Here is a 7,149-nt window from a genome sequence, read left to right as displayed (position 1 = left end):
GGAGGAGGGCACCATGGGAACCCAGGACGTCGTCGTCAAGGACACCGACCCCGTGCGCGTCGCGGAGCTGTCCGCGGTCGCCGCGAGCTTCGAGCCGGACGACATCGGCCCCGTCATCCAACCCCTGTACGGAGAACTGCACCGCAGGCTGGGAGAGGCCGGCATCCGCCCCGCCGGGCCGGGGATCGCCTGGTACGAGTACGCAGACGGGGACGGCGAGGCGGTCCGGGTGCACGCCGGGGTCGTCGTGGCCCCGCACGAGACGACCCGCGGGGGTGTGGAGGTCGTCGACCTGCCCGCCGTGCGGGCCGCCACGATCGTCCACCACGGACCGATGGACGGCGTCGACGCCACCTGGCAGGTCCTCGCGCGCTGGATCGAGGACAGCGGTCACCGGCCCCTCGGCCTCGGTGGCGAGGTGTACCTGGACTACTGCCCGGAGGACCCCTCGAACGGGGTCACCGAACTGCAGATCCCCATCGCACCGGAAACCGGTGATCCGCAGGAGAGGCCGTAGCCGGTGCGGATGCCGGCGGGGGTGGGGACGTCGGTACGGGCGTGCTCACCGACCCCGCCGGCTCCTGGTGGCTGAGCTCGTCGTCGCCGTCGAGCCCGATGCCGCGGTAGACGCCCCGACCGCTCGCCGGGAAGCGGCCGGGCTCCGCGGCGGCGTCCCAGGACGTGTCCTCCGGCCACACGAGCACCGCGCCCCCAGCAGGAGGGCGAGCCCGAGCACGGCGCGCAGGGGCAGCGGCGACACGGTCACCTCCCGGCGATGGTGGAACGCGCGCTGGGGTTTCGTCCCGCGGATCGTCACGATGGTGGGGTGGGTGATCGCTTCTACTCGCGCCGTTGGCACGAGCGCCGTCCTCACGCCTCCCTCCGGTGACGTGGTCCGTTGCGACCGTCAGGTCGAGGGCAGTTCGGGCGCGATCTCCTGCAGGCGTGCCGACACGGCAGCTTCCAGCCGCTCAGCCGTGGCGATCTCGAAGAACGAGGAATCGATCTCGTCCCACACCGACGCGTCCTCAGCGGAGACGTCTTCCCAGCCGTTCGGGCGGAAGCGTTGGTACTCGTCCCGGGCGCGGGCGACGAGCGCAGCGACATCTGCCAGCCCGAGCCAGCGGAAGCCCTCGACCGCGTCGTCGACCGCGTGCATCCTGTCGTTGGAGAAGAGGTTCTCAACGCCTCCACCCACCAGCCCACCGTTCACGGCGATGCCGTGCAGGCCCATCACCGCGCCGAGCATGCGCAGTCCCGGCAGAGCGGAGGAGTCCTCCACCTCGTAGGCGTGGACGGCCCGGACGGTCAACACCTCGAGCAACGGGGTCATCGTTCGCGGCCTCCAGTCGTGATCATGTCGGCAGCAGACGCTACCGCCGACCGCCGTGCCGTGACGGGTGGGAGCGAGGAGCCGGGTGAGCGTCGTCTGCGATCGTGCGGTAGCCGGCCCCCACGTCACCGCGGCGGAATCCGTCGGCCCTCTGCCTGGACGAGCCCCACCGCCGCGGGTCGGCGGGGATTCCGTCACCCGACCACCACCCGGTCGAGTTCCGGCGGTGGCTCCTGGTTCGGCCAGCGGTGAGGGTGATCTCCTCGTGTCGCAAGAACTCCTCGATCACCGACCGCGAGCCGGTTCACCGGATGACAGCCCGGGTGGGCCGCTACACCTCGGACGCTCCGAGGGCCCGCAGCAACCACGCGCTCAGGTCGTCGAGGTACGAGTCGTCGACGGGAACCCGGCGCACGGCCAGGCGCCAGTACAGGGGACCTGCGATGACGTCGAGCGCCATCTCGACGTCGAGGTCGCCCGGGAGTTCCCCGCGTCGCACCGCTCGCGCCAGAACCGCTGAGGCGAGTTCCCGGCGGGGCTGGCCCACCTCGCGCCACAGGGCTTCGGCGAGTCCGGCGTCGTGGGCGGCCGCGGAGGTCAGGTCGGGGACGACGGCCCCGTAGACCGGATCGACGAGCCAGTCGTGCAGCGCGCGCAGGGAAGCCCTGACGTCCTCCCGCAGGGAGCCGGAGTCGGGGACGTCGGCGATGGGGACGACGAGCTGGGACAGCGCCGCCATCGTCATCTGCTGCTTGGAGGGCCACCGGCGGTACACGGCGGCCTTGCCCACGCGGGCGCGCCGGGCCACGCCCTCGACCGTGAGCCGGGCGTACCCGGTGACGGCGAGCTCCTCGAGCGTCGCGCGGGCGAGGGCGTCGCTGACCCGCGGCTGCAACGTGGCGTGCCCCGTCGGCGCACGTCGGCCTTCGCTGCTCATGGGCGGCCCCCCTCGTTCCTCGTCGACGATCCCACCGGGCACGGTCTACAGTCAATGGAACGATACCGTTCCGTTCTTTGGGAGGCGACGTGTCCACCACCACCCGTTCCGCCGGGGAGGTGGCGCAGGAGTCCCTGCGCCTGCTCCTGGCCAAGGACATGGAGGCCTACACCGCCCTCTGGGCCGAGGACGGGGTCTTCGAGCTCCCCTTCGCGCCCCCCGGCCAGCCCTCGCGCATCCAGGGGCGCGCGGCGCTGAGGGCCCACCTGGCCGGCTACACCGACCTGCTCGACATCCGCGAGATCTGCGACGTCGTGCTCCACGAGGGCGGTGACCGGGATCGCGTCGTGGTGGAGTTCGCGGCCAGCGGGGTCGTGGTGGCGACCCAGCGCCCCTACCGCATGAGCTACATCGCGGTCATCGCCACCTGCGAGGGCTCCATCGAGAGCTACCGCGACTACTGGAGCCCCGCGGCGGCGGCAGACGTGCTCGCCGGCGTGGACACCAGCCGGGCCGCCTTCGCGGCGGGGGTGGCGCGATGAGCACCGTCCTGGTCACCGGAGGCACGGGCACCACCGGCAGCCGCGTCGCGCGGGGCGTCACCGAGGCAGGAGTCGTCGCCCGCATCGCCAGCCGCAGGGCTGCGGCGCCGGGGCAGGTCCACTTCGACTGGGCCGATCCCGCGACGCACGGACCCGCCCTCAGCGGTGTCGAGGCGGCCTACCTCGTCGCTCCGGTCGGGGTCGTCGACCCCGCTCCGCTCGTGCAGCCCTTCCTGCGGGCGGCAGCCGCAGCCGGGGTGCGCAGGCTGGTGCTCCTCAGCTCCTCCGCCGTGGAGGAGAGCGAGCGGCCGGGCCTGGGCGACCTGCACCGCAGGGTGCGCGCCAGCGGCCTGGAGTGGGCCGTGCTGCGCCCGTCCTGGTTCATGCAGAACTTCACCGGCCAGCACGCGGCGTCGGTGGCCGCGGGTGAGGTGGTGTCCGCGACCGGATCCGGCCGCATCGGCATCATCGACGCCGAGGACATCGCCGCCGTCGCGGTCCGTGCCCTGCTGGACGAGGAGCCGCACGACACCGACCTGGTGCTCACCGGACCGCAAGCCCTCGACTACGCCGAGATCGCCGCAGCCCTGAGCCGGGCCCTGGGCCACCAGGTCGTCCACCGGGCGGTCACCCCGGCCGCGCTGGGTCGGCACCTCACCTCGCTGGGCGTCCCGCCGGAGTGGGCCGACGTGCTCGCAGCCCTCGACGACGACATCTCCCGCGGTGAGCAGGACTTCACCACCTCGACCGTCTCCGACGTCACCGGGCGCCCACCGCGCAGTTTCGCCGACCACCTCGCAGAACACACCCGAGGACTCCGCTCCCAGGAACGGTGCCGCCCCGCCCCCACCGGCCCCCGGGGCGCGGTCGTGGCACCCTCGGGCCCGTGACAGGACTGCGCAGAGCGGGTGAGGTCGTCGGACGGTGGTTCGCGCTGATCGTCGTGGGGGCCGGCGCGATCGCGCTGGCGTTCCCCCCGGCGTTCGAGGGGTGGTCGCCGGCGGTGCCCTGGCTGCTGAGCGTGATCATGCTCGGGATGGGCATGACGCTGCGCCCGGCCGACTTCTCGATCATCGGGCGGCGGCCGTGGGCGCTGCTGCTCGGCGTCGCCGCCCAGTACACGATCATGCCGCTGCTCGGTTTCGGCATCGCCCACCTGCTCGGGTTCTCGGCGGTGCTGGCCGCCGGCATGATCCTCGTCGGTGCGGCCCCGGGTGGCACGGCCTCCAACGTCATGGTGTTCCTCGCCCGCGGCGACACCGCGCTGTCGGTGGCGATGACGTCGGTGTCCACGCTGCTCGCGCCGTTCGTCACCCCGCTGCTGGTGCTCGCGCTGGTCGGGGAGTCGCTGCCCGTCAGCGGGACCGCCCTGTTCACGTCGATCCTGCAGATCGTGCTCGTGCCCGTCGTGGCCGGGTTGCTGCTGCGGCTGCTCGTGCCGCGGCTCGTCGAGCGCTGCCTCGACGCCCTGCCCCTGGTGTCCGTCGCCGGCATCACCGCCGTCGTGCTGGCCGTGGTCGCGGGCAGCGCGCCCACCCTGCTGGACGTCGGCGCGCTCGTCGTGCTGGCCGTCGTGCTGCACAACGGCGGCGGGTTGGCCCTCGGGTACGCCGTCGGCCGGTTGTGCCGGATGCCGGTGGCGAGCCGGCGCGCGATCAGCATCGAGGTGGGCATGCAGAACTCCGGCCTCGCCGCCGCCCTCGCCACCGTGCACTTCGCGCCCGCCGCGGCGCTGCCCGCGGCGATCTTCTCGGTGTGGCACAACGTGTCCGGCTCGCTGCTGGCGAGCTGGTGGTCCCGGCGGCCGGCGCCGCAGGACACCGCGGCCCCGGCCCCGGCGGAGGCGGTTCCCGGCGCACGACCCCGCTGACGGCGCGACCCCCGGTGCCGGCGCCGCACCGGCACCGGGGCGCTCAGCCGTCCGCGGCGATCTCCCGCAGCGCCTCCGCCGTCGCGGCGTCCGCGGGCAGGAACGTCTCGATGCTCAGCTCGGCGGCGGTGACGTCCACCGCGCTGCCGAACGTCGTCACCGTCGACAGGAAGTTCAGCTCCGCGTCGCCGTGCCGCACGCGCAGCGGGACGACGACCGCCCCCGGCGGGACGGGTTCCTCCCCGCCGGGCAGCGCCGACAGCTCCGCGTGCAGCGCCGCGAGCCCCGGGTCCGCGCTGACGGCGGCGTCCCGGGAGAGCCGGTGCAGCACGTGCGAGCGCCACTGGGCGAGGTTCGCGATCCGCGGCGCCAGCCCGTCGGGGTGCAGGCTGAGGCGCAGCACGTTCACCGGCGGCGCCACCAGCTCCGGCGCGGCGCCGCCCGCGAACCACCAGGCGGCGCGGTTGCCCGCCACGAGATTCCACGAGCGGTCCACGACCAGCGCCGGGTGCGGTTCGTGCGCCGCCAGCAGCAGGTCCAGGGACCGCCGCACCGGCGACATCTCCGGGTCGGTGAGCGCCCGCTCGGCGTAGACGGGGGCGAACCCGGCGGCCACCAGCAGCTCGTTGCGCTCCCGCAGCGGGACGTCGAGCTGCCCGGCCAGGTGCAGCACCATCCGGCGGCTGGGCCGGGAGCGGCCGGTCTCCAGGAAGCTCAGGTGGCGGGCGGAGACCCCCGCCTCGCAGGCCAGCTCCAGCTGGCTCAGCCGCCGGCGCTGCCGCCAGGTGCGCAGCAGCGACCCCACGTGGGGGCGCACCGCGAGTTCGGCCATGCCGGCGACCGTAACCGCGCCGGTGGTGGCCGGTCACCTACCTGGCGGGTAATCGACGCGCCGCACCCCCCGCGACCACGGTGGGGTCATGACCACCTCCACCGCCCCCGTCCCCACCGCCGCCCGGACCCGCCTGCCGGGCCTGCGCGCGCTGCTGCGCCTCGACGTCGCCGTCACCGGCGCCAACGCCGTCGCCTACCTCGCCGCCGCCGCCCCGCTCTCCGACGCCCTCGGGCTGCCGGTGGGGCTGCTGCGCGGCGCCGGGGCGTTCCTGCTCGTCTACGCCGCCGCGGTGTGGCTCGTCGCGGCCCGCCCCCGCATCCACCCCGGTGCCGCCGCCGCCGTCGTCGCGGTGAACGCGCTGTGGGCCCTCGACTGCCTCACCGCGGCCCTGCTCGGCTGGGGCACCCCCACGACCGCCGGCGTGGTGTGGACCGTGCTGCAGGCGCTCGTCGTCGCCGCCTTCGCCGCCGCCCAGCTCGCCGCGCTGCGCCGGCGGTAGGGCCGCTCAGCCCAGCAGCCCCGCGTCGTGCGCGGTGACGGCCGCCTGCACCCGGTTGCGGGCGCCGAGGGTCTCCAGCAGCGCGCTGACGTGACCCTTCACGGTGCCCTCCACGAGGTGCAGGCGGCGGGCGATCTGGGCGTTGGACAGTCCCTCCGCGAGCAGCACCAGCACCTCCCGCTCGCGCGGGGTGAGCCGCCCGACGCGCTCGCGGGCGTCCTCGCGCCGCACCAGCACCCCGTCGCGGTGGGCGTCCACCAGCCGGCGCGCCACCGCCGGCGACAGGAAGGCCGCGCCGGTGGCGGCGGCGTGCACCGCCATCGACAGCTCCCGCGGGTCCCCGGACTTCAGCACGAAGGCGTCGGCCCCCACGGCCAGCGCCCGGGAGACGTACTCCTCCTCCCCGAAGGTGGTGAGCACCACGACGCCCGTGCCGGGGGCGGCGCGCCGGACCTCCTCCGCCGCGGCGAGGCCGTCGAGGCGGGGCATCCGCACGTCGAGGACGACGACGGCGGGCCGGTGGGCCAGCACTGCCTCCACCGCCGCGCGCCCGTCGGCGGCCTCGGCGACCACCTCGATGCCCTGGTCGAGGGCGAGCACCGCCCGCACCCCGGCCCGCACCACCGCCTCGTCGTCGGCGAGCACCACCCGCACGCCGCCCCGCGCCTCAGCGCCCACCGGTGCCCTCCCCGGTCGCGGCGAGCAGGTCCTTGCTGACGAGCCGCCCGTCGAGGAAGCACAGCCGGTACACGTCCCCCGAGCGGTCCGACGCCAGGTCGGCGGTCACGGCGTAGTGCTCGCACACCGAGCCCGGCGGTGGCGGGTCGGCGGCCGCGGCGCGGCGCACCGCGGGCAGCAGCCGGGGGACCTGCCGGCCGGGCAGCACCGCGGCCACCACGTTCTGCTGCTCACCGACCTGCATCCGCTCGTAGTCCGCCTCGGCGAGGACGGAGCGGGAGGTGGCCACCAGCAGGTCGGTCTGCAGCGCCACGGCCAGCAGGAACACCGCGGACGCCGGGACCGCGACGGCCACCGCCAGCCGCCGCCGGCCCCGCCGCTGGGCGGCCTGCAACCGCGCCACCGCGTCATCGCCGTCCCCGGCCGGGGCGGGCACCGGGCCGGGGGAGGCGGCG

9 protein-coding genes and 1 pseudogene are annotated in these 7,149 nt (G+C 75.1%); 5 read left to right on the top strand and 5 right to left on the bottom strand.

All coding sequences use genetic code 11. The features are described 5' to 3' along the window. Positions 1-13: 13 nt before the first annotated feature. Positions 14-517: a GyrI-like domain-containing protein gene (locus tag ABEB16_RS16030; protein WP_345713226.1), complete on the top strand. Its 504-nt coding sequence runs from the start codon at positions 14-16 to the stop codon at positions 515-517. Positions 518-907: 390 nt separating this feature from the next. Here ABEB16_RS16030 and ABEB16_RS16025 read toward each other — a convergent pair whose 3' ends face one another. Both ABEB16_RS16025 and ABEB16_RS16020 read right to left on the bottom strand, forming a co-directional pair. Beyond that, complete coding sequence (locus ABEB16_RS16025) at positions 908-1,333, bottom strand: DMP19 family protein (RefSeq protein WP_345713225.1); 426 nt, start codon at positions 1,331-1,333, stop codon at positions 908-910. Between the two features lie 331 nt (positions 1,334-1,664). Beyond that, a complete protein-coding gene (locus ABEB16_RS16020) occupies positions 1,665-2,270 on the bottom strand; it encodes a TetR/AcrR family transcriptional regulator (RefSeq protein ID WP_345713224.1) in 606 nt (201 codons plus the stop codon). 89 nt (positions 2,271-2,359) lie between these two features. Here ABEB16_RS16020 and ABEB16_RS16015 point away from each other — a divergent pair, with 89 nt between their 5' ends. From ABEB16_RS16015 to ABEB16_RS16005, 3 genes are read left to right on the top strand one after another with little or no spacing between them, the layout of a single operon-like run. Then, entirely contained in the window at positions 2,360-2,812 is a 453-nt protein-coding gene (locus ABEB16_RS16015; protein ID WP_345713223.1) for a nuclear transport factor 2 family protein, read from the top strand. Next, positions 2,809-3,702 carry an NAD(P)H-binding protein gene (locus ABEB16_RS16010; RefSeq protein WP_345713222.1) on the top strand — a complete coding sequence of 298 codons (894 nt, stop codon included), beginning with the start codon at positions 2,809-2,811 and terminating at the stop codon, positions 3,700-3,702. The genes ABEB16_RS16015 and ABEB16_RS16010 overlap by 4 nt, the downstream gene beginning before the upstream one ends. After that, positions 3,699-4,682 carry a bile acid:sodium symporter family protein gene (locus ABEB16_RS16005; RefSeq protein ID WP_345713221.1) on the top strand — a complete coding sequence of 328 codons (984 nt, stop codon included), beginning with the start codon at positions 3,699-3,701 and terminating at the stop codon, positions 4,680-4,682. Before ABEB16_RS16010 ends, ABEB16_RS16005 begins: the two co-directional genes overlap by 4 nt. 43 nt (positions 4,683-4,725) lie before the next feature. Here the strand turns inward: ABEB16_RS16005 and ABEB16_RS16000 are convergent, their stop codons facing one another. Then, positions 4,726-5,514 carry a helix-turn-helix domain-containing protein gene (locus ABEB16_RS16000; protein ID WP_345713220.1) on the bottom strand — a complete coding sequence of 263 codons (789 nt, stop codon included), beginning with the start codon at positions 5,512-5,514 and terminating at the stop codon, positions 4,726-4,728. A gap of 88 nt (positions 5,515-5,602) precedes the next feature. On the opposite strand from ABEB16_RS16000, the gene ABEB16_RS15995 reads away from it, so the two are divergent. Further along, positions 5,603-6,016, top strand: coding sequence for a hypothetical protein (locus ABEB16_RS15995; RefSeq protein WP_345713219.1), 414 nt, complete (start codon positions 5,603-5,605; stop codon positions 6,014-6,016). Positions 6,017-6,022: 6 nt separating this feature from the next. On the opposite strand, the gene ABEB16_RS15990 is transcribed toward ABEB16_RS15995, so the two are convergent. Together ABEB16_RS15990 and ABEB16_RS15985 are read right to left on the bottom strand one after the other, a co-directional pair. After that, positions 6,023-6,694 carry a response regulator gene (locus ABEB16_RS15990; RefSeq protein ID WP_345713218.1) on the bottom strand — a complete coding sequence of 224 codons (672 nt, stop codon included), beginning with the start codon at positions 6,692-6,694 and terminating at the stop codon, positions 6,023-6,025. Continuing rightward, a pseudogene (locus ABEB16_RS15985) lies at positions 6,684-7,149 on the bottom strand (hypothetical protein); the annotation flags it as partial. The pseudogene ABEB16_RS15985 and the gene ABEB16_RS15990, both read right to left, overlap by 11 nt.

The organism is Kineococcus glutinatus, assembly GCF_039542765.1.
Taxonomy (GTDB): Bacteria; Actinomycetota; Actinomycetes; order Actinomycetales; family Kineococcaceae; genus Kineococcus_A; species Kineococcus_A glutinatus.
This window is presented reverse-complemented; position numbering and strand designations above follow the sequence as displayed.

Excerpts from the sequence above, each read along its gene's own strand:
- ABEB16_RS16030 (WP_345713226.1), top strand. The coding sequence starts at position 14 with ATGGGAACCCAGGACGTCGTCGTCAAGGACACCGACCCCGTGCGCGTC.
- ABEB16_RS16025 (WP_345713225.1), bottom strand. The coding sequence starts at position 1,333 with ATGACCCCGTTGCTCGAGGTGTTGACCGTCCGGGCCGTCCACGCCTAC.
- ABEB16_RS16020 (WP_345713224.1), bottom strand. The coding sequence starts at position 2,270 with ATGAGCAGCGAAGGCCGACGTGCGCCGACGGGGCACGCCACGTTGCAG.
- ABEB16_RS16010 (WP_345713222.1), top strand. The coding sequence starts at position 2,809 with ATGAGCACCGTCCTGGTCACCGGAGGCACGGGCACCACCGGCAGCCGC.
- ABEB16_RS16000 (WP_345713220.1), bottom strand. The coding sequence starts at position 5,514 with ATGGCCGAACTCGCGGTGCGCCCCCACGTGGGGTCGCTGCTGCGCACC.
- ABEB16_RS15995 (WP_345713219.1), top strand. The coding sequence starts at position 5,603 with ATGACCACCTCCACCGCCCCCGTCCCCACCGCCGCCCGGACCCGCCTG.